Annotated in this window: 24 protein-coding genes; 9 read left to right on the top strand and 15 right to left on the bottom strand. The window is 70.1% G+C overall.

Annotation, left to right across the window (positions count from 1 at the left end; translation table 11 throughout):
* Positions 1-2 precede the first annotated feature (2 nt).
* From AB0L34_RS11895 to AB0L34_RS11885, 3 genes are all read right to left on the bottom strand, one after another.
* The gene (locus AB0L34_RS11895) at positions 3-1,355 is read right to left on the bottom strand and encodes an extracellular solute-binding protein (protein WP_363704167.1); all 1,353 of its coding nucleotides are present in this window, start codon (positions 1,353-1,355) and stop codon (positions 3-5) included.
* Positions 1,356-1,496: 141 nt separating this feature from the next.
* Complete coding sequence (locus AB0L34_RS11890) at positions 1,497-2,579, bottom strand: PIN domain-containing protein (RefSeq protein WP_363704166.1); 1,083 nt, start codon at positions 2,577-2,579, stop codon at positions 1,497-1,499.
* 111 nt (positions 2,580-2,690) lie between these two features.
* Complete coding sequence (locus AB0L34_RS11885; RefSeq protein WP_363704164.1) at positions 2,691-3,032, bottom strand: MmcQ/YjbR family DNA-binding protein; 342 nt, start codon at positions 3,030-3,032, stop codon at positions 2,691-2,693.
* A gap of 117 nt (positions 3,033-3,149) precedes the next feature.
* Here AB0L34_RS11885 and AB0L34_RS11880 point away from each other — a divergent pair, with 117 nt between their 5' ends.
* Complete coding sequence (locus AB0L34_RS11880) at positions 3,150-4,349, top strand: endonuclease (RefSeq protein WP_363704162.1); 1,200 nt, start codon at positions 3,150-3,152, stop codon at positions 4,347-4,349.
* A 29-nt stretch (positions 4,350-4,378) separates the two neighbouring features.
* On the opposite strand, the gene AB0L34_RS11875 is transcribed toward AB0L34_RS11880, so the two are convergent.
* The 6 genes from AB0L34_RS11875 to AB0L34_RS11850 form a co-directional block, all read right to left on the bottom strand.
* Positions 4,379-5,344, bottom strand: a complete 966-nt coding sequence (locus AB0L34_RS11875; RefSeq protein ID WP_363704160.1) for an ion transporter — start codon at positions 5,342-5,344, stop codon at positions 4,379-4,381.
* A 113-nt stretch (positions 5,345-5,457) separates the two neighbouring features.
* Positions 5,458-6,489: an MBL fold metallo-hydrolase gene (locus tag AB0L34_RS11870; protein ID WP_363704158.1), complete on the bottom strand. Its 1,032-nt coding sequence runs from the start codon at positions 6,487-6,489 to the stop codon at positions 5,458-5,460.
* A gap of 118 nt (positions 6,490-6,607) precedes the next feature.
* Entirely contained in the window at positions 6,608-7,240 is a 633-nt protein-coding gene (locus tag AB0L34_RS11865; protein ID WP_363704156.1) for a hypothetical protein, read from the bottom strand.
* Between the two features lie 296 nt (positions 7,241-7,536).
* Entirely contained in the window at positions 7,537-8,010 is a 474-nt protein-coding gene (locus AB0L34_RS11860; protein WP_363704154.1) for a molybdenum cofactor biosysynthesis protein, read from the bottom strand.
* Positions 8,011-8,218: 208 nt separating this feature from the next.
* The gene (locus tag AB0L34_RS11855; protein WP_363704152.1) at positions 8,219-8,695 is read right to left on the bottom strand and encodes a macro domain-containing protein; all 477 of its coding nucleotides are present in this window, start codon (positions 8,693-8,695) and stop codon (positions 8,219-8,221) included.
* Between the two features lie 62 nt (positions 8,696-8,757).
* On the bottom strand, positions 8,758-9,435 hold the full coding sequence (locus AB0L34_RS11850) for a M23 family metallopeptidase (RefSeq protein ID WP_363704150.1): 678 nt from the start codon (positions 9,433-9,435) through the stop codon (positions 8,758-8,760).
* A 178-nt stretch (positions 9,436-9,613) separates the two neighbouring features.
* Here AB0L34_RS11850 and AB0L34_RS11845 point away from each other — a divergent pair, with 178 nt between their 5' ends.
* Together AB0L34_RS11845 and AB0L34_RS11840 are read left to right on the top strand one after the other, a co-directional pair.
* On the top strand, positions 9,614-10,141 hold the full coding sequence (locus tag AB0L34_RS11845) for a dihydrofolate reductase family protein (protein ID WP_363704148.1): 528 nt from the start codon (positions 9,614-9,616) through the stop codon (positions 10,139-10,141).
* A 59-nt stretch (positions 10,142-10,200) separates the two neighbouring features.
* Complete coding sequence (locus tag AB0L34_RS11840; RefSeq protein ID WP_363704146.1) at positions 10,201-10,947, top strand: HNH endonuclease family protein; 747 nt, start codon at positions 10,201-10,203, stop codon at positions 10,945-10,947.
* 97 nt (positions 10,948-11,044) lie between these two features.
* Here AB0L34_RS11840 and AB0L34_RS11835 read toward each other — a convergent pair whose 3' ends face one another.
* Positions 11,045-13,291 (bottom strand): helix-turn-helix domain-containing protein, encoded by a 2,247-nt coding sequence (locus tag AB0L34_RS11835; protein ID WP_363704144.1) that lies wholly within the window; start codon positions 13,289-13,291, stop codon positions 11,045-11,047.
* 163 nt (positions 13,292-13,454) lie between these two features.
* Between AB0L34_RS11835 and AB0L34_RS11830 the strand changes: the two genes are divergently transcribed.
* Together AB0L34_RS11830 and AB0L34_RS11825 are read left to right on the top strand one after the other, a co-directional pair.
* A complete protein-coding gene (locus AB0L34_RS11830; protein WP_363704142.1) occupies positions 13,455-13,910 on the top strand; it encodes a carboxymuconolactone decarboxylase family protein in 456 nt (151 codons plus the stop codon).
* Between the two features lie 124 nt (positions 13,911-14,034).
* On the top strand, positions 14,035-14,493 hold the full coding sequence (locus AB0L34_RS11825; protein WP_363704140.1) for a DUF1801 domain-containing protein: 459 nt from the start codon (positions 14,035-14,037) through the stop codon (positions 14,491-14,493).
* Between the two features lie 79 nt (positions 14,494-14,572).
* Here AB0L34_RS11825 and AB0L34_RS11820 read toward each other — a convergent pair whose 3' ends face one another.
* The 3 genes from AB0L34_RS11820 to AB0L34_RS11810 form a co-directional block, all read right to left on the bottom strand.
* Positions 14,573-15,883: a low temperature requirement protein A gene (locus AB0L34_RS11820; protein WP_363704138.1), complete on the bottom strand. Its 1,311-nt coding sequence runs from the start codon at positions 15,881-15,883 to the stop codon at positions 14,573-14,575.
* 272 nt (positions 15,884-16,155) lie between these two features.
* On the bottom strand, positions 16,156-16,329 hold the full coding sequence (locus tag AB0L34_RS11815; protein WP_363704136.1) for a hypothetical protein: 174 nt from the start codon (positions 16,327-16,329) through the stop codon (positions 16,156-16,158).
* Entirely contained in the window at positions 16,326-16,661 is a 336-nt protein-coding gene (locus AB0L34_RS11810) for a hypothetical protein (protein ID WP_363704134.1), read from the bottom strand. The genes AB0L34_RS11815 and AB0L34_RS11810 overlap by 4 nt, the downstream gene beginning before the upstream one ends.
* 497 nt (positions 16,662-17,158) lie before the next feature.
* On the opposite strand from AB0L34_RS11810, the gene AB0L34_RS11805 reads away from it, so the two are divergent.
* Together AB0L34_RS11805 and AB0L34_RS11800 are read left to right on the top strand one after the other, a co-directional pair.
* Complete coding sequence (locus AB0L34_RS11805) at positions 17,159-18,289, top strand: helix-turn-helix transcriptional regulator (protein ID WP_363704132.1); 1,131 nt, start codon at positions 17,159-17,161, stop codon at positions 18,287-18,289.
* Positions 18,286-18,867 (top strand): HD domain-containing protein, encoded by a 582-nt coding sequence (locus AB0L34_RS11800; RefSeq protein WP_363704130.1) that lies wholly within the window; start codon positions 18,286-18,288, stop codon positions 18,865-18,867. Before AB0L34_RS11805 ends, AB0L34_RS11800 begins: the two co-directional genes overlap by 4 nt.
* 834 nt (positions 18,868-19,701) lie before the next feature.
* Here AB0L34_RS11800 and AB0L34_RS11795 read toward each other — a convergent pair.
* On the bottom strand, positions 19,702-20,070 hold the full coding sequence (locus AB0L34_RS11795) for a hypothetical protein (protein ID WP_363704128.1): 369 nt from the start codon (positions 20,068-20,070) through the stop codon (positions 19,702-19,704).
* A 438-nt stretch (positions 20,071-20,508) separates the two neighbouring features.
* Here AB0L34_RS11795 and AB0L34_RS11790 point away from each other — a divergent pair, with 438 nt between their 5' ends.
* Complete coding sequence (locus AB0L34_RS11790; RefSeq protein ID WP_363704126.1) at positions 20,509-21,351, top strand: hypothetical protein; 843 nt, start codon at positions 20,509-20,511, stop codon at positions 21,349-21,351.
* Positions 21,352-21,573: 222 nt separating this feature from the next.
* On the opposite strand, the gene AB0L34_RS11785 is transcribed toward AB0L34_RS11790, so the two are convergent.
* Positions 21,574-22,095: a hypothetical protein gene (locus tag AB0L34_RS11785; RefSeq protein WP_363704124.1), complete on the bottom strand. Its 522-nt coding sequence runs from the start codon at positions 22,093-22,095 to the stop codon at positions 21,574-21,576.
* 751 nt (positions 22,096-22,846) lie between these two features.
* Between AB0L34_RS11785 and AB0L34_RS11780 the strand changes: the two genes are divergently transcribed.
* Entirely contained in the window at positions 22,847-22,999 is a 153-nt protein-coding gene (locus AB0L34_RS11780) for a hypothetical protein (protein ID WP_363704122.1), read from the top strand.
* Positions 23,000-23,083 lie beyond the last annotated feature (84 nt).

Below are 23,083 nucleotides of genomic sequence, written 5' to 3'. Positions count from 1 at the left end.
GCCTACTTCGACGCCTTGTCCAGCGCGGCGGTCGCCTCCTGCTGGGCGCGGGCCAGCGCCTGCGCCGGCTGCGCCTGGCCGGAGAGCACCCGGTTGACGGCGTCCGTCCAGGCCTTGTCGAACTCGGCGCCGGCGGGCGAGGCGGGCATGGCGAACGCGCTGTCCTGCACCGAGCGGATGGTGGCCACCGCGTCGTCGAACCGCTTGTTGCCGGTGGGCTGGTACAGCTCGTCGAAGATCCGCTTGTCGGCGGCGACGTTGCCCGTGTAAACGCCGGTGAACGGCTGGCCCGCGGCCTTGCGCGCGTCGGCGCGGGCCTTGGCCGCGGCGACCCAGGTGTCGGTGGCGGTCACCGTCTTGGCGAAGGCGCACGCCGCGTCCGGGTTCCTGGCTCCCTTGGGGACCACCCAGGCCTGCCCGGAGGACAGGGTGACCGGCTTGCCCTGCCGATCGACGAAGGGCCTGACCACCAGCTCGGCCTTCGGGCTGTTCTTGGCGGCCTGGTTGAGGAACCACTCCTCCATCGGCCACGCGACGATCTGGTTCTTGGCCAGGGGGTTCTGCGCGCCGAAGAAGTCGAAGGTGTCCCGGAAGGACTTGAACTTCCCCCAGCCACCCTGGTCCTGGATCAGCTTGACGCCGGCGGTGAGGGCCTCGACCACCCTGGGGTCGTCGAGGTTCGCCTTCGTCCCGTCGGCGGAGAGCAGGTCGGCCCCGTTGGCCTTGGCCCACATGGGCAGGAACTCGGGGATCTTCGGGTCGATGCCGATGCGGGAGAGCCGGCCCCCGGAGACGGTGGCCAGCTTGGCGTTGAGCGCCGGCAGCCCCGCCCAGTTCGCGAGGTCGACGTCGTCGGGGGTCAGGCCCGCCTGCCTGAGCAGCGCCTCGTTGAGGTAGACCACCCGGACGCTGGAGAACTCGGGGATGCCGTAGACGGTGCCGTCGAGGGTGACCTGTTCCCTGGCGGCGGGCCGGTACTGCCCCATGTCGATGTCCTGCTTCTCGACGCAGTCCGTCAGCGGTTGGATGGAGCCGCGCTCGGCGTAGGTGCCGATCAGCTTGCGGTCCATGTAGACCAGGTCGGGCGGGTTGCCGGAGGCGACCGCGGAGAGGAACTGCTGCTCGTCGAAGGCTCCCTCGGTGATCTTCAGGTCGACGTTCGGGTGGCCGCGCGTGAACGCGTCCACGCGCGTCTTGGCGATCTCGTCGGACAGGCCGAAGCCCATCGTGCTCAGGGCACCCTTGGTGGCCGTGCCACCGCCACCGCCCCCGTCGCCACCGCCGACGCCTCCGCAGCCGCTCAGCGCCAGGGCGAACATCCCGACGAGCGCAGCCGCCCGCACCATCCGTGTCATGACAGTTCCTCCCGAGAGCCGGCGGGCGGCAGTGCCCGTGCCAGCGCACCTTCTCCGATCCTCGGGATCTTCAAACGTCACCGGAGGAACTGGCGTCCGTGGGAGGGCCGGCGCCGCCCGCCGGCACGGCCGCCGGTCTGGTCAGGAGGACTGCGGGGTGAGCAGGTAGTCGTCGGCCTCCTGGCTCCACCGCAGGTCGACGATGCCGCTGGTGGCTGCCGCCTTGCAGAACTGGAGGAAGCTGCGGTAGCCGAGCTTCTTCTCGCTGAAGTCGGGCCGCGCCCGGCGGAGCTGGTTCTTCAGGCCGGACAGCGCCACCGCCCCCTCGTCGCCGGCCAGGTCGGACACCACCGAGCGGAGCAGCCCGAACGCCACCTCCCGGTCCCCGTGCTCGGGCAGGGACACCTCGGGGTCGCCCTTGGCGGGGCCCTCCCCCAGCTCGACGACGTTGTGCTGGGCGAGGTGTCGCAGCAGCTCGCCGAAGGTGCGGAACCCGTAGTCGGACTCGCTGAACGTCGGGTCCTTCCTGAGCAGGGTCCGCTTCAGCGTCGAGGCGGTCACCTCGCCGCTGGAGCTGCCCTGCAGGCCGGCCACGGTCTGCGCCACCAGCACGGCGAGCGTGTCGACGTCGCGGGCGGCCTCCTCGCCCACCGGCTGCGGCTCGGGCTCCCGCTCCGGCTCGGCCTGCTGCGCCTCCGGGCCGGGCAGCCGCGCCGGGCGGGCTCGCCGGCCCCGCGCCGGGGGAACGTCGACGCCCTCCAGGCGGTCGTAGTAGAGGAACTCGTCGCACGCGGGCGGCAGCAGCGCCGAGGTCGACTTCTCCACGCCGACCCCGATGACGCGCTTGTTCAGCTCGCGCAGCTTGTGTACGAGGGGGGTGAAGTCGCTGTCGCCGGTGCAGATCACGAACGTCGAGATGTAGCCGCGCTCGAAGGCCAGCTCCACCGCGTCGACGGCCATCTTGATGTCGGCGGCGTTCTTGCGGGAGGCGCCCATGCGCTGGGGTATCTCGATGAGTTCGACGTGGGAGCGGGTGAGCATCCGGCGGTCCTCGTCGAAGTACGACCAGTCGGCGTACGCCCGGCGCACCACCACCCGACCGCGCTCGGCGAGGGCGTCGGCGATGGGGCGGAGGTCGAAGGCCGCCCCGCCGAGGTGGTCGCGCGCCCCCAGCGCGAGGTTCTCGTAGTCGAGGAACAGGGCGATGCGGTCCTCTTGATCCACGCGAACCACCCTACGCCGCCGACGCTCCGACGGCCGGCGACGTGGCGGACCGCGCCGCCGCGAATCTCCTGCCGGCCGGGCGGTGGGCCGCTGGTCGGCGGGGCGCTTCCCTCAGTTGCCCAGTCGCTGGCGCGCGAGGAACGTGGGCACGACCATCCGCCAGGCATCCGTCACCAGCTCCGCCATGTGGTCCCGGTCGAGCCGGTCAAGGCGACAGCACACCCAGTTGAAGCGCAGGTCGGCCGCGTCGGGCAGGAAGAACAGGTCCGGGTCGCCGGCGACGAGCCCGGCGCGTTCCTCCTTCGGGTACGCGAACCCCATCGTCGTCTCGTCCCGGGAGAACGCGACGTAGACGAGGGCGCCGACGCGGAACTTCACGCGGTCCCGGACGAGGTGCTCGGTGGTCCGTGGCAGGGTCAGTGCCAGTGCGCGGACGTCGGCGACGGTGACCATGCCCCGACGGTAGTGGCCCGCCGGGCCGAGGAGGGTCGCGCCGCCGGCGGCTCGCGCCCGAAATGTTGCGCTCCCGCTCTCCCGGCGTTCACGCCCGCACCGATAGCATCGCTGTCCATGAATACGAAGAGCAGTACCCGCTCGCGGCCCAGAAGGCTCGCGACGGCGTTCGCGCTGGCCGCCGTGCTGGTGGCGCCCGTGGTGGTGACGACGGCGGTGGCCTCGGCCGCCACCACCCTGACCGTGTCCCAGGCGCTCGCCACCCAGGACGGCCGGACGGCGACCGTGACCGGCTACGTGATCGGTCAACCGACCAGCAACACGACCGTGCTGCGGTCGGGTTTCACGTCCGACACCGCGATCGCGATCGCCGACACGGCGGCCGAGACCAGCGCGAGCAGGATGCTCTACGTCCAGGTCACCGCCGCGTACCGGAGCACCTTCGGGCTGCTCACCAACCCGGGCCTGCGGGGCCAGCGCGTCACCGCCACCGGCACGCTGACCGCCTACTTCAGCCACGGCGGCCTGAAGAACCCGACGGCGATGACCCTCGACGGCGGTGGCGGCACGCCGTCGCCGACCCAGTCGCCGACGCCGGGCCCGACCCCGACCTCGCCCGGCGGCGGGTACGACTCCACCTACTACGCCAGCGCGATCGGCAAGACCGGCCCGGCGCTGCGCAGCTCGCTGCACTCGATCATCAAGGTGCACACCAAGCTCTCCTACGACCAGGTGTGGGAGGCCCTGCGGGACACCGACCAGGACCCGGCGAACACCAACAACGTGATCCTGCTCTACACCGGCCGGTCGCAGAGCAAGACCAGCAACGGCGGCGGTGTCGACGACTGGAACCGCGAGCACGTCTGGGCCAAGTCGCACGGCGACTTCGGCACCGCGACCGGCCCCGGGACCGACGTCCACCACCTGCGGCCGACCGACGTCTCGGTCAACTCCACCCGGGGCAACAAGGACTTCGACAACGGCGGCAGCCCCGTCGCCGAGGCGCCCGGCTGCTACACCGACGCCGACTCGTGGGAGCCGCGCAACGCGGTGAAGGGCGACGTGGCCCGCATGATCATGTACATGGCGATCCGGTACGAGGGCACCGACGGCTGGCCCAACCTGGAGATGAACCAGTCGGTCAACAACGGCACCGCCCCGTACCACGGCCGGATGTCGGTGCTGCTGCAGTGGAACCAGCTCGACCCGCCGGACGCCTTCGAGAAGCGCCGCAACCAGCGGATCTACGAGCGCTGGCAGGGCAACCGGAACCCGTTCGTCGACCATCCGGAGTGGGCGACGGCCATCTGGGGCTGACCCGCCGTACCGACACCGCGGCCGGTCCCCTACCCGGGGGGCCGGCCGCCCGTGCGTTCGCCGTGGTGGTGGCGTGCCGGGCCGTGGCCGTCCTCCCGGTCGATGCGCAGCTCCCGTTCCAGCTCGGCGATGACCGCCCGCAGGTCGTCCAGCCGCTGGGTCAGTGCGATCCGGTCCACCTCGTCCGGCACGCCGTCGCCGTCCTCGTCGTAGTCGGGCGACAACCGTTCGGTCATCTCCAGCCGACGGGCCTCCTCCATCGAGTTCACGATGACGGCGATCAGGATGTTCAGCAGCAGGTTCACCGTGATCATCACGTAGCTGACGTAGTAGAGCAGCGTCCACGGCGACACCGCCATGCCCTGCGCGATGAGGTCCGGCAGGGTCTCCAGCGACAACAGCACGAACAGGGTCAGCAGGGAACGACCGATGTCGCCGTACTGCTCCGGATAGCGCTCCCCGAAGATCAGCCAGCCGGCCATGCCGTAGACGTAGAGGGTCACGGCGGCCAGCGCGAGGAAGCCGGCCACGCCGGGGATGCTGCGCCACAGCGCCGCCACGATCGTGCGCAGCCCCGGCGAGAACCGCACCAGCCGCAGCACCCGGGCGACCCGCACGAAGCGCAGCAGCGCCGAGTCGCCGTGCAGGCCGGGGATGAAGATCGCCGCCGTCACCAGGAAGTCGAAGACGTTCCAGCCGTGCCGGAAGAAGTCCTGCGGCCGGCGGCCGTACGCCAGCACCCGGATGGCGATCTCGACGACGAAGACCAGCCGGAACAGCCACTCGCACCAGCGCAGGGCCCGTCCCGCGGCACCGAGGTCCGGGTACGTCTCGACGCCGAGCACCACCCCGTTCGCCATGATGACCACGACGATGAGCACGTCGAACGGCCGCGACCGGGCGATCCGGGCGCACCGTTCCGCCACGCCCGGCAGGCCCCCGGGCGCAGCCGTCGACCCGCCACCCCGCTGGGTGGGCACGGACGGGCGGCTCACCGCCGCCACACCCCCGTGCCGCTCCGTGCGGCCACGGACTGGTCGTCGGGCAGGAGCGGGGTACGCATGCGAACAGCCTAGAGGCGCGCCGGGGACGGGGTTTCGCGCCGCGTTCAGGCGCTCGCGTAGCAGCGCAACCCGTCGACGTCGGCCCGGGTCAGGCGCCCCTGCGCGACCAGCAGCTCGAGGTGCGCCGCCGTCTCGGTGACGGCGAGCATGCGGTTGAAGACGTCCAGGTCGCCCAGCTCGCGTTCCCGCCTGGTCCAGCGCAGCCGCGCCGCGACCTCGTACGCCGACTGCGCGCCCCGGGCGACGGCGACCTCCGTCTCGTCGAGCCGCGCCCCGTGGTGCGCGACCAACTCGTCGACACGTGCGTGCACGCTCGGGGTCACCGGCCCGTGCGCCGGGAGCAGCCGCGCGTCGGGCCGCTGCCGCACCAGCGCGAGCGAGCCGAGGAAGTCGCCGAGGGGATTCGCGGAGAGCACGGGCTCGAACCCGATCGACGGCGTGATGGTGGGCAGCACGTGGTCGCCGGCGAACAGCAGCCGCGACCCGGTGTCGTGGAAGACGACGTGGCCGCGGGTGTGCCCCGGGGTCTCGACGACGTGCAGGGTGCGGTCGCCGTGCCTGACCTCGTCTCCGTCGCGGAACCAGTCGTCCGGCAACTCCCAGTCCTCTTCGGGGGCGCGCCCCCGGGTGATCCTCGCCAGGGTGTCGGCCAGCTCGCCCGCGCCGAGCAGCCGTAGGCGGTCGAGCTGCTCGGCGAGCGGGTCCCGCTCCGGCGACATGGTGACCTCGAGGCTCGGGCGCTCGCCGGCGCCGAGGCTCACGCGCGTGCCGAACTCGCGGCGCAGGTGCACGGCCTGCGTGTAGTGGTCGCGGTGCATGTGCGTCACGAGGAAGCGGCGGACGTCCTTGACCGTCGAGTCCAGCTCCTCCAGCGCCGCGTCGAGGGTGGCCCGCGCCCCGGCGACCGCCCACCCCGAGTCGACCAGCACCAGACCGTCGTCGTGGCGCAGGACGTACACGTTCACCGCCCGCAGGCCGTCATCGGGCAGCGGCAGCGGCACGCGCCAGACCCCGGGGGCGACCTCGAACGCGCCGGGCGTGGTCCAGTCGTCGGGGCTGCCGTCGTCCAAGGTCATGGCCCCGACCATAGTTCCCGTCCGGGCCGGTCCGGGCGGCGCGGCCGGTGGCCTCCGTCACGCCGACGCCCGACGCGCTCGGCGCCGGGAGCCGGGGCGGCGGGTGCGCCGGTGGGCGTCAGCGCGGCCGGGCGTACGCCAACGGCAGCGGAGTCGGCTGACCCGCCCAGGCGCCGGTCAGCGTGGCGCCCTCGGGCCGGCTCCCGCCGTCGAGGCGACGCACGACGACCAGGTCGACGGCATCCGTGACGATGAGCGTCGGGTCGTCCGGCACCACCTCACGCAGCGCGCCCACCGTCGGGGCGTCGGCACCGGGAGTGCCGCCACCGGTGATCGTCATGCTGGGCTCACGGCGTTCCAGCCGGCCGTCGATCTCGATGAACTCCTCCGCCTGACCGGTGCCGGCGAGCACGGCGCCCGCCAGCGCCGCGGCGTAGACGGGGTCGCCGCAGGCGTCGTACACCCAGCGGCGGCCGAGCACCGAGTGCTCCGTGGTGCCGACCAGCCACTCGTCGCCGCCGTCCAGGGGAGCGCCCCGGTACGTGAGCGGGACCTGGTGGACCGGCCCGTCCCCGGCCCGGACGAGCATCGTCTCGATGCCGACCTCGCCGGCCGGGTCGTCGAACCGGTAGGCCGCCACGCGGACGACGTCGGCGTCGTCGGGCCCCTGGTACCACGGCCGGCCGGGCAGCCACGCCGCCAGGAGTTCCAGTTTCGACGGGTGCAGTTCCGCCCGGTGCAGCAGCGCCATACGCCGAATCGTAGAGGCATCCTCGCGACCCGCGCTCACCGCCGCCGGGACGTCTGCGCTCCCCGGGACGTCTCCGCTCCCCGGGCCGACCGGCGAGACAGAGGCCGGACCGCGCCACCCGCCCGGCCTTGTGCGGAGTCGAAGCCGCCGGTCCCGGGCGGTCGACAACCGGTGCGCTGGGCCTCGCGGTGCCCGGTGCCCCACCCGGTGGGGCAGGTCGACGGTGGTCGGAGCGGGCGGTGCCGGCGGCGTGGCTGTCGCCCCGCCGGGACGGGGCGGACCGAGGCCCGGCCCGGCTACCCCTCGACCGTGACGTCGACCGGGCCGACGCGCAGGACACCGTCGTTCAGGGGCGTGCAGCGGACGCCGCCCCTGCCGCGCAGCGCCTTCCACGCGCCGGGCCCGACGGTGACGTCCATCCAGGCGCAGGGGTGCGCCGGCCGGTTGACCCGCAGCCTGACCGGGCCCTCCCCCGAGTCCAGGGTCAACACCGACCCGACCAGCTCGTCCACGGCGATGCCGGCGGTGAGGACGTTCCGCCGGACCTGCACCAGGTCGGCACCGGGCGGCAACGATTCCTGCGCGATCACGGTGACGCTCGCCTCCCGGTGCGCTGGCTTGCCGAAGTACCGGTCGCCGACGATGCCCAGGCCCGCCCGGATCCGGACCTCCTCGACCAGCTCGCCGGGCGGCGCCGGCGCCGGGCCGTCCGCGGGCCGGCCCACGTAGCGGTGCACCGGCGAGGCCAGCAACTGGACGATCCGCGGCATGACCGGAGTCTACGAGCGGTCACGCCACGTCGGCGGCCGGGCACGCAGGGCCCGGACGGGCCAGTCGAGCACCGGCGCCACGCTGCTGGCCGCAGGGCAACATCAGGTGCGGTGGCCCTGAGCGTCGCTCGCCTCCGTTGCGGGTGGGACCGGCTCCTGCCGCCGGGCGCGGCGTCCCAGCGCGACCGGCTCCCGGTCCGGGGGGCCGTCACCCGTGGTCGTACACCGTCACGGCGATGTCGCGCGCGCAGAGGGTGCGCTCGATGACGGGTTCCATCCGGTTCCAGGTGCCGCCGGCGAGGCCGCAACCGATCCGGGGCATGTGCACCGACGCCCCCAACGCCTGCGCCTGGTCGGCGAGCGACGTCAGGCAGCGTTCGACGGCGTCGTAGCGGATGGGCGGGCCGCCGCTGCCGGTCCTGATGCCGCGCTGGCCGACCATGTTCGCCACCCACACGTCCGGCGTGACCCGCACCAGGCGGGTCGCGCCGAGGGCGAAGTCGTTGCCCGCGCGGTGCCGGTGCCAGTCGCGGTAGTCGCGTTCGGGCTGGGGCCAGCGACGGGAGATCGCCACCACGAAGCCCTTGCCCCAGCCGCCGAGGTCGTTGCAGATGTGCGCGATCACCTTCGGGCCCTTGGCCTGGGGGCTGGTCGCATCACCCTTGATGATCCTCAACGGGGTCACGCCGGCCAGCATGCCAGCCGCGTACGACGTTCCGGCAGCGAATTGCCGCACCGGCGCAGCGGCTACCGCTGCCCGGGGGCGCAGTTGTTGCTCGTACGCCTGACGGTGTATTCGGTGTCGTCGTGGGTGATGCCGGAGGGCGCGCCGTCGAAGTGGCTCTCGACCTTCTCCCAGCCCCGGCGCTGCTCGTAGTGCAGGTGCGGCGCACCCGAGTTGCCGGTGCTGCCGATCCGCCCGATCTGCTCGCCCTGGGCGACCCGCTGACCGGCCCGCACCAGGGGCGGTTCGAGCAGGTGCAGGTACTGCGTCTCCCACCTGCCGCCGTGGTCGATCTTCACCCAGTAACCGCCGCCGCGACCGCGCGGGCCGTTCGGGTTGTCGGGGGTGCGACCGCCCAGCGACCCGTTGATCCCGGCCACCGTGACCGTGCCGGCGTAGGACGCGAGCACGGGCCGCCCCCACGCCTCGCCCTCAATCGGGAACAGGTCGACGTCGTAGTCGTCGTGGCCGGGGTAGGTGCCGAGCTGCCAGGTCTCGCCGCAGGCGACGGGGAGCTGGAAGAGCGGGCGCGGACCGGGCGGCCGCAGCAACGGCACGACGACCACGGCGAGGACGACGACGGCGGCGACGGCAGCGACCGCGCCGAGCAGGATGGCCCGGCGGGCGGTGCGGCTCCGGACGCGGCGGCGGCTGCCCTTGCGGCTGCGGCTGCGGGGACTGGTCGGGTGGCCGGTGGTCACCGTCCAGAGCATGGCAGACGGCGGCAAGGCGTCGACGCCGAGTCCGGCCGGATCAGCGGGGCCGGTAGTGAGGGGCTTGACCTGGCGGAGGACGAGGGCGGTGTCCCCGCCCTCGGCGTGGCGACGACTTTTCCGGCCGCCGGCCGTCTATTCAGTGACCACTGCGAAAGGAGCCCTCATGGCCAAGCTGCTGTACTCGGCGACGGCGTCGCTCGACGGCTACATCGCCGGCCCGGGTGGCGACATGTCCTGGCTGACCGCGCACCTTGCCGGCGGGAACCCGACGGCGGAGCGCCTGCTGGCCGACGTCGGCGCGATCCTGGCCGGCAACTGCACCTTCGGCGGCGACGACCCGAACCGCGGCACCGACAGCGAGGGCGCGTTCGGCGGCCGGTACCACGGGCCGGTGTTCGTGCTCACCCACCGGCCGCCGGCCGCACCACACCCGGGTGTCACGTTCGTCGGTGACCTGCACAGCGCCGTCGCGCAGGCCAAGGAGGCCGCCGGCGACAAGTACGTGAACATCCTCGGCGCGAACGTCGCCAAGCAGTGCATCGAGGCCGGGCTGCTCGACGAGGTCCTGATGTTCTTCGCCCCGGTGCTGCTCGGCGACGGGGTACGCATGTTCGACCACCCCGGCGGCGCCGAGGTGCGGTTGGCGCCGATTCCCGGCGAGACCGCGCACTGGTACAGCGTCGTCCACTGAGCGGTGGTGCGGCCCCTACAGCCACGCGCCGTGTCCCTGGATCGGGCAACGGTCACCGGATGTTCACGGATATCGATCTGGACGATCACTTTCAACTCTGTCTATATGAGTGCAACGACCACCTGCTCTCACCCGGACGGAGCACCATGACACGCACCCTGCGCGCAACGGCCGTCAGCCTCGCCGCGATCCTGGCCGCCACCCTCGGCCTCACCCAGCCTGCCTGGGCCGCCAGCTACTCCGCCTCCCTCACCACCGCCGTCGCCGATCTCCCCGTCGCCACCGAGGTACGCACCGGCTACAGCCGCGACCTGTTCCGCCACTGGGTCGACGCCGACGGGGACGGCTGCCACACCCGCAACGAGGTCCTCATCGCCGAGGCCACCACCAAGCCGAGCATCAGCGGCACCTGCACCCTGTCCGGTGGCCGCTGGTACTCCTACTACGACGACGCCTACTGGACCCTCACCAGCGACCTCGACATCGACCACATGGTCGCCCTCGCCGAAGCCTGGGACTCCGGAGCCCGCAACTGGACGAGCAGCCGCCGCCAGGCCTTCGCCAACGACCTGGGCGACAGCCGGGCCCTGGTCGCCGTCACCGACAACGTCAACCAGGCCAAGGGGGACCAGGACCCCGCCACCTGGATGCCGCCCTACCCCTCCGCCCGCTGCCGCTACATCAACGAGTGGGTCGCAATGAAGATCCGCTGGCGGCTCACCGTCGACAGCGCCGAGAAGAGCGCCCTGACCGCCTGGGCCGACAACTGCCCCGACGTCACCATCTCCGTCACCTACGCCTACTGACAGCGCGACCCACCCGGCCGGTCCGCCATTCTCCGGGCCGGCCGGCCGGACACCACTGCGGGTCGCCGGCCGTTGGCGTACGGACGGTGGCGATGGCTCAGCAGGCGGTGCGCACGATCTCCCACGCCGCACGGGCGCGCTTCTCGTCGTACGGCCGGCCCAGGGCACGCGCGAACTCGACGGTCCGGTCCAGCAGCGCCAGCGCCTCGTCGTAGCGACCCGCCGCGCGGCACGTCTCGGCGTAGGTGTGCAGGAAGTCGATCTCCAGCTGTACCTCGGCCAGCGGCTCCAGCAGCTCGAAGGCCCGCCGGTGGTGTTCGAGCGCCTTCTCGGGTGAACCCATGACCCGCAGCGCGACACCGAGATAGTTGTGGCACCACGCCTGGTTGTGCTGAAGATTGTTCTGCTCGGAGAGCCGCAACGCGTCGTGCAGCGTGCGCAGCGACTCCGTCGGGTCGTCGGGTGCCAGTGCGACACCGAGGGTGACCAGCCCGGTGATCTGTGCGGGCCCGTCCGCCAGGGCGACGGATGCCCGGGCGAGTTCGACGGCTTCACGGTGCCGCCCGAGGTGAAGGGTCACCCATCCGTCGAAGGCCAACGCCTGGGATTGCCCGGCACGGCGCCCGATCTTCTCGAACAGCTCGCGTGCCCGCCGGAAGTGCGCCTGTGCCGCTTCGAGTTCACCGAGATCCCGGCGCACGAGGCCGGTACGCAGCGCCAGGGCAGCCGCGATGTCGTCGTCCGGCCCTGACCGCTCCGCCAGCTCATAGGCGGAGAGCGCCTCGGTGAGGCGGCCGGCGGCGGCGCAGGCGTAGCCGAGGTCCGCGAGCAGCGAAGCCCGCTGCTGGTCGCGGCCGAGACGTGCCGCGGCGGCTGCGGCCGCTTCGAGCAGGCGCGCCTGGTCGTCGGTTCCGCGGTGCCGGAAGAACCACACCCGCATGGCCTGCGGCAGTTCGGCCACCACCTCGTCCACGCCGAGCCGCACGGCGGCGTCGAAGCAGGCCACCAGGTTGACGTACTCGAGGTCGAACCAGGCCATGGCCTTCGCCGGATCTCCCGGCGAAGGTTCCTTGCGGTACGGGGAGGGCAGGGTCTGATCGTGGGCGACCGCCTGCGCCAGATAGTGCCTGAGGACCCGGCGCAGGGCGGCGTCGGCCTGTGGCTCCTCCTCGGCGGCGATGTCCGCCGCGTACTGCCGGATCAGGTCGTGCATCCGGTACCGGCCGGGCGCAGGCTCCTGGACCAGGTGGGCGTCGACCAACTCCTCCAGCGCCGCGCCGATCCGGGCGGGCGGCATGTCGGTGAGCGCGCCCACCACCGCCGCGTCGAAGTCGGCGCCCGGCAGGACGCCCAGCAGCCGGAACACGCGGCGCTGGACGGCGTCGAGCTGCCGGAGTGACATGCCGAACACGGAGTCGAAGCGGTTGGCGGTGTCGCGCAGCCGCTCGGCCAGCACCGCCACGGTCCAGCCCGGGCGGTGGCGAAGCCGGGCGCCCGCCATCCGTAGCGCCAGGGGGAGCCCGCCGCACTGCCGCAGCACCTGGCTGACCGCTTCCTCTTCGGCGAGCGCGAGCCCGGCCGCCCGGCCGAACAGGTGCGCCGCGTCGTCGTTGGTCAGCGGCTCCAGGGACACCGGCGGCACCCCGTCCAGGCTGACCAGCCGGTGGCGGCTGGTGACCAGGACCGCGGACTTCCCCGCGCCGGGCAGCAGCGGGCGCACCTGCTCCGCGTCGACCGCGTTGTCGAGCACGACGAGAGCCCGCCGGCGGGACAACTCCGACCGCCAGAGCGCCGCGCGTTCGGTGGCGCCGGCCGGGAGGTGCGTCACGTCCAACGCGCCCAGGAGCCGGCCCAGCGCGGCCTGCGGCTCCAGCGGCTCCTGGCCGGGGGTGAAGCCGTGCAGGTCGAGGTAGAGCCCGCCGTCCGGATACGTGGGGGCGAGCCGATGGGCCACATGCACGGCCAGGCTGGTCTTGCCCACGCCCGCCATGCCGTCGATCGCGACCGCGCCGGTGGTGTGCAGCAGCTCTTCGACCAGGGCGGACTCCGCTTCCCGGCCGGTGAAGTCGAACAGGTCGGCCGGCAGATCGTTGCGGCGCGGGGCGGGCGCCGCGCCGGCCCTGGCCGCCTCGGCCCACACCGCGCGCAGTGGCCGGGGGTCGCGGCCCACCGCCCGGCACAGCGCGACGACGGCCTCCCACGGCGGCACGAGCTGACCGGTCAGGTACCGCGACAGCGACGAGCTGCTCAGACCAGCCTGGCGGGCGAGCGCGCGCAGGCTGAGCCCGCTCAGCTCCTTGAGCCGGGCGAGCTGAGCCACCAGTCGCTCCTGGGGGCTGGACACGCGCAACACCGTACCGTCCCGGACCACGGACCCGGATCGGCGACGCGTTTGCGCTGCTGGACCACGTTCTCCGTGTCCCACGGTGTCCCACGGACCGCGCCGGCCCCGGCGCGCCGATGGTCGGATGACTCCTGTCAGAGACACCCACGACGAAGGAGAAGCGATGTCGACCGAGCGCATGCCGAACCCGGCGGTTCTGATCCCCGAGGCGATGGAGGCCCTGATGGCGGTCAACAGAGCCGTCGCGGGCGCCGGGGTCGACGGCAGGCTGCTGGCGCTGAGCCACCTGCGGGCCAGCCAGATCAACGGCTGCGGCCCGTGTGTGGCCGGGGGCGTCCACCAGGCCCGCCAGCACGGCGCGAGCGCAGACCAGGTGCACGCCGTCGCCGCGTGGCGGGAGACGCCCTGGTTCAGCGACGAGGAGCGCGCCGCGCTGGCCCTGACCGAGGCGGTGACCCGGCTCGCCGACCAGCCGGACCCGGTGCCGGACCGGGTGTGGGACGTGGCCGCCACGCACTTCGACCAGAAGGAGTTGGCCGCGCTGCTGCTCAACATCGCGATCACCAACGCCTTCAACCGGCTCAACGTGCCGACCCGCCAGCAGGCCGGCACGTGGTGACGTTGTTGCTGATCAAGGCCGAAGAGACCGGTCAACGCTGAACAAACCGGTGGAAGTCGGCCCCGGAGAGGGCTCCACCGACCAGTACCGCCCGAAGCCCACACGGCACAGAGAGGACGTTGTCATGTCGAGCACGACGAAGACCACCACCGCGAACGGCGAGAAGTACGACGGTTTCACCGACGAGGAGCGCGGCGCGATGAAGGAGCGCGCCAAGGAGCTGAAGAGGGGCGCTCGGCGGGGCGCCAAGGCCGACACGGAAAGCGAGGTGCTCGCGAAGATCGCCGAGATGTCGGAGTCCGACCGCGTGATCGCCGAGCGCCTGCACACCCTGATCAAGGCCAACGCGCCCGTCCTCACATCCAAGCTGTGGTACGGGATGCCCGCGTACGCCCGCGACGGCAAGGTGGTCTGCTTCTTCCAGAGCGCGGCGAAGTTCAAGACGCGGTACGCGGTGCTCGGCTTCAGTGACGAGGCGAACCTCGACGAGGGCGCCATGTGGCCGACCTATTTCGCGCTGACCGAGCTGACCGCCGACGTCGAGGCCAGGATCGGTGCACTCGTGAAGCAGGCGGTGAGCTGAGAAGCGGGCGCTTCAGACGCGCCGAGGCCGTCGCCGGCACCCGACCGCACGCCGCCTGTTCCGGTCACAGCGTGCGCGGTCATCGGTGCCGGCGACGCCACGTCGTCTCCTCGGCCTCCAGTTCCCGCTGTTCGGCAAGCCTGGATGTGCGTACGCGCCGACGGAGCTGCCTGGTGCGGATGCTCTGCGCGACGATCAGGGCGGTGGCGACCAGCACCAGGAGGGTCAGTGCGGCGATGGCGGACAGCCGGTCAGCCACCGGAATCAGCGCCGTCAGGAGCACGATCCTGGCCACCTGGAACCAGTCGGACCGGCGGACGGCGCGGCGCTCGAAGCCCTGCACCCCCAGGAGGTAGAGGATGACTCCGCCGTACAGGACGTAGACCTCGGCTCCGCTGAGCGCATCCTCGAAACTGGGCACCGTGGGCTCGGCGATGTTGGTGAGGACCCGCTTGAGCCCGAGGGCGAACAGAATGATCCCGGCGATCATCGGCAGGTGCAGGTAGGTGTAGGCGTCCCGCGCGAGCGCGGCCCGCGTACGGCCCCGGGCGCTGTGCAGCATGTGTTCGGCGGCGATGGCGCGGACGTCGAAGTAGACCCACCAGAGCGCCGAGATCAGGACGATGCCGAGCGCGGAGGCGAGAATGATGGGCCAGGTGGGCGGCCATCCCACCGCGAGGTTGGAGGCTGTCCCGAGGGAGATGACCGACTCGCCGAGCGCGATCAGGACGATCTGGGCATGACGTTCCGCCCAGTGCCCGGCCGAGACGATGGTCAGGTCCTCGGTCCGGACGACCGCGCTGACGGTGTACTCGACGGCGATGGCCAGCAGCCACAGGCCGGCCCGGGCGCCGAACTCGGCGGTGCCGGTGAAGAGCCGCTGCGGCACGAGTGCGGCGACGAGCAGCAGCGCCGTGCTGATCAGCGCCGGCGCGACGAGCCCCGACCACCGGCGGCGCAACTGCCGGTCGCCACGCACGGCGTGCCAGAGAGCCAGCACCTGGAGCGCCCGTAGCAGGAAATAGCACGTGGCGAAGACCAGGTCTCCCGGCAGCCCGTGCGGCGCGTCCGAGAAGGCGTCCGGGATCGTCACCGCCAGCACGAAGACGACGATCATGGTCGCGAACCCGACCAGGGGCATGACACCCTGGTCGACGCGTACGACGTTGCCCAGCGCGACGAAGGTGGTCCAGGCGAACCAGAGCAGGGCCAGGATCAGAAGGCTCTTCACCAACGCGGTCGGGGTGAGGTATTTGGCGTTCGTCGCCGTCACGTTGAGAAAGGCGAAGACGAAAACCAGGTCGTAGAAGAGCTCCAGCGGGGTCACCTTGCTCCCCGGCGCGGCCGGCTCCAGTCGCCGCCTTCCTGAACGCTCCCCGTCCCTGCTCATCCTTGCGAGTCTTGCAGCCGAGCCGGGGACGAGCTGCGGTTATGCCGGGTCGGCACCGCTGCTGTACGACAGCAGAAGGCCACTCCCGTTTCCGGGAAGTGGCCGTCGACCTGTGTGGGCGTTACTCGGATCGATCCAGTGACCTCTTCCGGTGTGAACTCTCGGCAAGACGGTCGGAGCGGGCTTCATACGAGTTCATCCGGCCTGCTGAAACTCGTCTCGTGCCGGTTCGGCTGGCACGGTTGCTGTACTTCGCTGCTGCACTGCTGGCATCAGACGAGGCGCTGGATGCGCACCGTGGGCTGCTCGTTCCTCAGGTGGCCCTGCTTGTGCTGGCGGCCCTGCTCGTCCCAGACCTCCTGGTCGTAGTCCGGGTCCGGCGGGATCCACCTGTGGGAGCCGTCGCTGTAGTGGAACTTCTCGTCGCCGCGACGAAGGATGCTCACCGCAGCCAGCCGAGGAAGCGCCGGTGCAGGGTGCCGGCGGGCGCCCATGTCAGATCCTCCGCCGCGCGGACGAATTGCGACCCCATATAGAGCGCCAGCGACATCGGCGCGTCCGCGAACTCCGCTTGCAACTCCGTTCGGCGGGTCCGGCACGGCCAGGGCGCGCCGCACCCGCCGCAGCTCCAGATCGGCAACACCGGCCCGTGCGTCGTCATGCCTGAATTCCCAGAAAGCGCGCCATGCTCGTCCGTGCCTGCCGGCTGGTCGCCCAATCCGCCTGCCAACACGGGTACGGCACCATCCGCCCCCACCACGCCCGACAACCAACGCACGTGCCGTCCTCGTCCCGCAGGTGCGCCTCCAGGACACGCTGCTCCAGCTCGTTGCTCACTGCCCCTCCCGCTCCGGCCAGTGATCACGCTTGATCGGGATACGGTGCTGGTTGCGGCAGGGCAGGTCGGCTCCGCATCGGCAGACCCATCTCCACCGGCGCCACGACCACGCCGGACGATGCCGCCGAGCCAGGGTCATCGCGGCGGCGCTGAGGTACTCCTCGTACGAGACTCGTCGCCATCGTGGTGCGCCGGCCCCAGGCGAACGGCCGGCCCCGAAGGGTGTGCTGTCCTCCATCGTTTCTCCCTTCGCTGGGCAGCGCGACATGGCCGACCCCGAACCACGGGACCGGATCCGGAACGTTCGGTAACTGCGACGCTACGATCACGACGACGCTCGGTGGACTCACCAGGAGTACGAGTAAGCAGGCCATATCGAGCCATGAGGGTGCTGCCGGCGGGGAAACGTCGACCACCGGTCAACGTAGGGATGTCAGATGGCAAATCTCGGCCGACCAGCGGTTCAGGGCGGCAGCGTGACCGGGTACCTGCTGAAGTTGATCCGCGAATCCATCCCCATGACGCAGGAGCAACTAGCTGTCGAGCTGGGCGTCGACCGCACGACCGTGCAGAGCTGGGAGTCCGGGCGCCGCCCCTTCACGGCAGTACCGTTCGGACAAGCAATCGCGACCCGCCAGAGGCTCGGAAGAATCGGAGCCGACCCCACCCTGCTCGCTGCCCTCGACGACGCCGCCGAAGCAGACTTCATCCTCTCCGCGGTACTCGACGAACAGGTCGAGCGCACGGACCTGGCCGAGCAGCCCCTCGGCTGGTCAGTGCTCACCCACCGCCTGACCGACCTGGTCCTCTGGGCAGTCCTGGGGCAGGCACCCACCTTCGTCAGAGCCGTCTCGACAGCCCACCGTCGGCGCGGTCCCGTGGCCTCTGGGCCGCTCCTGCCCGCCGACCAGCAACGCGCCTTCTTCGCACACCTTCACGTGCTCGCCGAGCGCAGCGCCGCCGGACGTCACCCGAACGTCCTGCTACACCGGCAAGCCTGCTTCCTTGCCGGCATGGACCCCACCCGGACCACCGCCGCATGGCTCGCACAGAGCAGCGCCAGAAAGGCACACTGGGCAACCACCTTCCACACCTGGTCGCCGCTGTGGCCCAACGCCCGCTCCGTCGTCACGTCGCTGGCAAACCAGGGCGACCCGGAGCCGCTGCGGGACTTCATCGCCCGTGCGCACCCGGACGACGCCTGCGAACGGGCGGCCCTCAACTACTCGGCCTACTGGGTCGGCGAAATCCCCTATCGCCAACGCGACGACTTCTTCATGCCCGCTGCCCTCACCGACTGGCGAGGCTCTCATCTGCTCCGGCACCTGGTTCTGCGCCTCGACGTCGGCCACCCGTTCGTAGACCTCAACATCCACAACGTCTGGGCCCTGCTCACCGCACGACGCAGCCTCGCCCTCGATGACCCGAACACCGGACGGGCGCTCATCGAACGCAGTACCGCGCTCCTGGACAGCGACCGGATCTCCGCGCAGTCCCGACGGGAACTAACGTCTATCGTCTACAGCCTTCGAACAGACGGACTCACCGGCACAGGGACGGGCAGATGAGCGACGACCACGACGCCGCCGGAGCGATGAGCTTCATCTTCGAAGCGGGCGTACTCAAGCGGGCGGCCCGCACCGGGTGGTGGTTCGCTGGCGTCAAGCACCCCGAGTCCATCGCCGAGCACTCCTTCCGGACTGCACTCATCGGCATGATGCTCGCCGCCATGGAGGGCGCCGACCCCGCCCGGGTCTCCATGCTCTGCGTCCTGCACGACACCCAGGAGACCCGGGTCACCGATATCCCCCACATCGCCAAGCGCTACCTTGCCGCCGCACCCAACACCACCGTCACGGCCGACCAAGTCGCCGCCTGCCCACCGGCCGTCGCCGACGTCATCACCGCCGCCGTCACCGAATACGAAACCGGCGAAACCCTGGAAGCCGTCGTCGCCCGCGACGCCGACAAGCTCGAATGCCTCGTCCAAGCCGTCGAGTATCGCCACCAAGGCATCGACAACGTCCAACGCTGGATCGACAGCTCACGCGCGGCCCTCAAGACTGCATCCGCTCACCGCCTCGCCGACGCCGCGCTGGCCGGGCAACCCCTCGCCTGGCTCAATCCACCGCCGCAGCCGGCGTAGACCAGGCCTCACTTGGCGTTGAACTGGCTCCGGGCGATCGGCTTGTCCGGCGAAGTTGGTCAACTCGGCGCGAAGCTGCGCAAACACGAGGAATTGAATGGTTTTGCGTGCTTTCATCCGGCGGGGCCGTCCGCGTTCGGGGCCTCGGGCGACTGTCCTCGCTTAGCGGCTGGCGGATGCCCTCGTCCCAGCCGGTTGCTGTCGACAGCTTCTCTCCCGGGCCTTGGCAAGCCGCTAACATGCGGACATGTGCCGATACGCCGAGACCACTTACAAGGTCCACTACGTGTGCGTATCGTGTCGCCGTAGTCACAAGTACGCCTGGGACGACGCGAAGCGCCCGTGCACCTCGTGCCGACAACCGATGGTCTTTGCTGGCCACGACTTCGCGGCCCCCGTCGGCGGAATGACTCCGGGTGGGCTGCGGTTGCGGCAGTTCTCGGGGCGGGACTGCGCTACGAGGGTTTCCAGGTCTGCGGGTGCTCGCGGGAGCCGAAGTTCCGGCCGCGAACGCGCGCCCAAGTCCGGGTGCGACGGCGGCTCGCCAGCCGCCTTGGGTTGTCGGAGGCTGAGGCACTAGCTGCTCGGGATCCGTACGACCTTGGTTGACACCGTGAGGCCCGCATAGGCACCGTTCACGATGCCTGAAAGGCTGGCGACGGCTTGGACCTGGCGGTGTCGACCCCTTGACTCCCAGGCAACCAACACCACCACGTGAGCTGCTGCTTTCGGCCCTTTATCTGGGAGCACGGTCCGCTGTCGTCCGCGCCTGTCCGCTGGCGTCCGTACCGATCGTCACTCAGTTAGTCACCCGGCGGACACGTCGTTTGATCACTAATCGCCCGATCGACTCACCGAACGCCAGGCGTCGAAGGCCCAACTGGGGTCGACCGTGTCCGCGCTGATGAAGATCGTTTCCAGGTACGTTCCGTCGATAAAGTTGAAGCCGTAGAGGGTGAACTTGACGTCTCCGTCTTGGCGGTAGAGCCAGGCGGCACGATGACCGACCCCGTCTCGGCCACCCTCACCCACCTTGCCTGTTGGGTTCGGCGGCAGCTCGGCATCGAGCGAGGCGATGATGTCGGGCCCATTGGCACACCGCCATGAACCTCCTGGCCCGACCCGCATCGTACGGCCGGGTGCGCGCCACGTTGTAACACCGTATTTGGCGGCCTCCCGCATCCAGGTATCGGAAAGCTCCATCGACCAACCATCGCCCAAAGACCTCCGCACGCCCCAAGTGTGACCCACGTGCGACGGGTCCTCGATCGACCACGGGGTACACGAGCGGTGATCTCTTCGGTGTGAAGGAATGATCAGTCGTCGATGGGCTAGGCGAGTAGCCGGTGTGAGCTGCCTGAACAGTCCTCCATCGTCCGTGGGCGTCCGATGTCGGCCGCCCCGGTCGTCACCCAAGTGGTCACCCAGCCCGAGGCTCCGACGTTGAAGCGGAACTTAGATGGGCTCCGTGACCTGCGGCAACCTGGTCGCCGTAGCGGTCGCGCTCCGCCTTGGGCTCGCGTTACCGGTGGTTGGCTGCCGACGTTTCACGTTGCCCGTACCCCAGGCCTCCGCGTTGTCAGCGTCGCGCAGTCATCCACCCATCTCGCCTGTACGCTCCAGTTGGGACACAATGCCAGGGTGGCTGAGGACTGGAAGGCTTTGACGCCGGCACGGCGCAGGAGCCTCGTTGATGCACTGAAGGCGAAGCAAGATAGCTTCAACCAGGCGAATTCGGCTTTGAGTCTATTCCTCAACTTCGCATTTGATGCGATTAAAGAACAGCAGAAAACGACAGGGGAGATACTCCTCAAGCTTGAAAAGCCTATTAGCGCGGGGACCCTGGGCAACCAAACCCTGAAGCTGGATGCTTCAACGACAGGAAACTCGGCGAAAACCAAGAAACTAGAGCTGACCGCAGAGGAGTTGGCGGCACTAGTGAAGGTAATGCGAAAATCGCACGGCATTTTCGATTTGCAGCCACAAATCCTGCGCGAAATGGCGCTAATTTACTCATGCGCCCTGTTCGATGGACTCATTGCCGACACGCTCCAGACGATGTTTGTTCACGTTCCGGCACAGCTACAGTCCGGTCGAAGGTTGACCTACGAAGAAGCTCTGGCGTTCGATGGCAGGCAGGATCTGATTGCCGAGCTGGCGCAACGAGAGATGCTTGAGGTTACAAGGCAGAGCATCGAGAAGCAGATCGTCTACTTCTCGACAGCACACCATGTTGATGTGCTTGGGTTAGCAGGCGTCAGACTTGGCGATATCGCAAAAGTCACCGAACAGCGCAACCTCTTTGTCCACAACAACGGGATAGCTAGCACATCTTACGTCCAAAAGCATGACAACATGCGCATCCCGGGTGAGCGAATCCTTCTCGAAGATGAGGAATTGAAGGAGAGCATCCGCCACCTTGACCGCGTCGGAAACTCACTAGTTAACGGCCTTGTAAGCAAGTTCGCGCTTCAGGAGATCTGACGCACTACTGACAGGGACGTCTCGCCCTCCCGATGCCGCTGACCCGCCCTCCTGGGGAGCAGGCGCGGCCCGGCCCGCCACGTCAAGCGGACCTTGACACAACGGTCGGACGCTGGCGAGTCGGCTTGCTGCGCGACGAGGCCGTGGTAGGGATGCGGCGCGTGTACCCCGGGCAGCTCGGGTCGCAAACGGCCCTGGCCTCGGGGACGCGCGTAAGGTCATTCAGGATCCGGTCGCCTGGAATCTGCGGAGCGCAGCTTCGGCGAGCTGGGTGAGGTATTTATTGCCGCCCGGTTTGTTGCCCTGCTCCTTGACGGCCACCAGGGTGGTTCCGATTCGAACGAGAACACTGTCGCATTCCAACGTGCCGGAATCGGACGTCGAGCTGCAGCTGACGTGAATACTGTCATCACCGAACTGCGGCCCTGGTGCCACTGCGAAGCGGTACCTGTCGCCGACGCCAAGGCCGGACGACATGACGACGGTGGGACAACGGCCGATGAGGGTTCGCAGGTCGGTCATTGCTCGTTGTGCACCGTCATCGGCGTAGGTCCTGAGGACTTCGGTCCCCACCCAGAGGTCATCGGGACCCGCGTCATAGCTGAGGGTGGCTGCGGCCATCGCTGACGGAGTCCCGGTTAGCCGCGTGGCCGACAGCAGCGGGATCATGCTATCCGAACAGGAGACGTCGACGCCTGAGGGTTGATCTCCAGCATCCGGCGGCATGACTGTCGCGATCTCCACAGTGAATCCGGGCGGCACCGAGTCCGTGGTAACCAGGCGCGCGGAGAGCGTCGCGGAGTAGCCGGATCCGCCGGTCGCCGGAACCGTTGGGGAAGCTGGCTTCGTGGCGGTGACCGAGTCCGTTGCCTGCGCCGCGGAGGGGATCGTCTCGCCCGCTGATCGATCCGCTGTATGAGCCGTCGAAGAGCCGCACGCGGTCACCATGCAGACGGCCACCACCGCGACTGACCTACGTAGCACCATCCTGAGCACCGGGCGGACTCCACCTCTTGCGCGAGACGCGTCAGCCTACCAGCGCATGACTTCAGCCGCCGCCACCCTGAACCGCGTGGGCCTCGTAGCTCGCCGCCAGTCGATCAACGCTAGTTGGGCCGACAACGGGCCGGACGATCTTGACACGAGTCGGCGCTTCCTCGCCGACAGCGGGCCGGGGGAGTCATCCCGACGGCAGGGGTGCTCTACACCCAGGTCTCGTCCAAAGCGACGCGGGAGGCCCTCAAGCGCCTCGGAGGCTCCCTCGGCCACTGGCGCCCCTGCTGTACGACAGCAGAAGGCCACCTCCCGTTTCCGGGAAGTGGCCTTTGACCTGCGTGGGCGATACTGGGATCGAACCAGTGACCTCTTCGGTGTGAATGAATGCCGGGCCTGCGGCCTGACCTGCGCAAATGCGCTGTGACCTGCGCGGACGCTCGACGGAACGTAGGCAGATGTAGGCGCTTTCAACATGCCATATCAAGATCATGACTCACAGGTGACTCACGAGCTGTGGTTCAACGGCGCGGCAGCGCCGGACGTGCCGCTGCCGCTGGTCGGTCTCGTCGGCCTGGTCGTGACGGCCGGGTGTGCGTTCGCGGCCGGCTTCTGGGCGAAGCACACCTCGCGGCCGGACCTCGGTCGGTCCTGACCGGTATCATCGGCGGCGCGGTGCCGCCGGTGACGTCCCGGTCCGGTACCGACCAACGTGGAAGCGGCCCCGCTCACCTTCGGG

Source organism: Micromonospora sp. NPDC052213 (genome assembly GCF_040679695.1).
Lineage (GTDB): Bacteria > Actinomycetota > Actinomycetes > Mycobacteriales > Micromonosporaceae > Micromonospora.
This window is presented reverse-complemented; position numbering and strand designations above follow the sequence as displayed.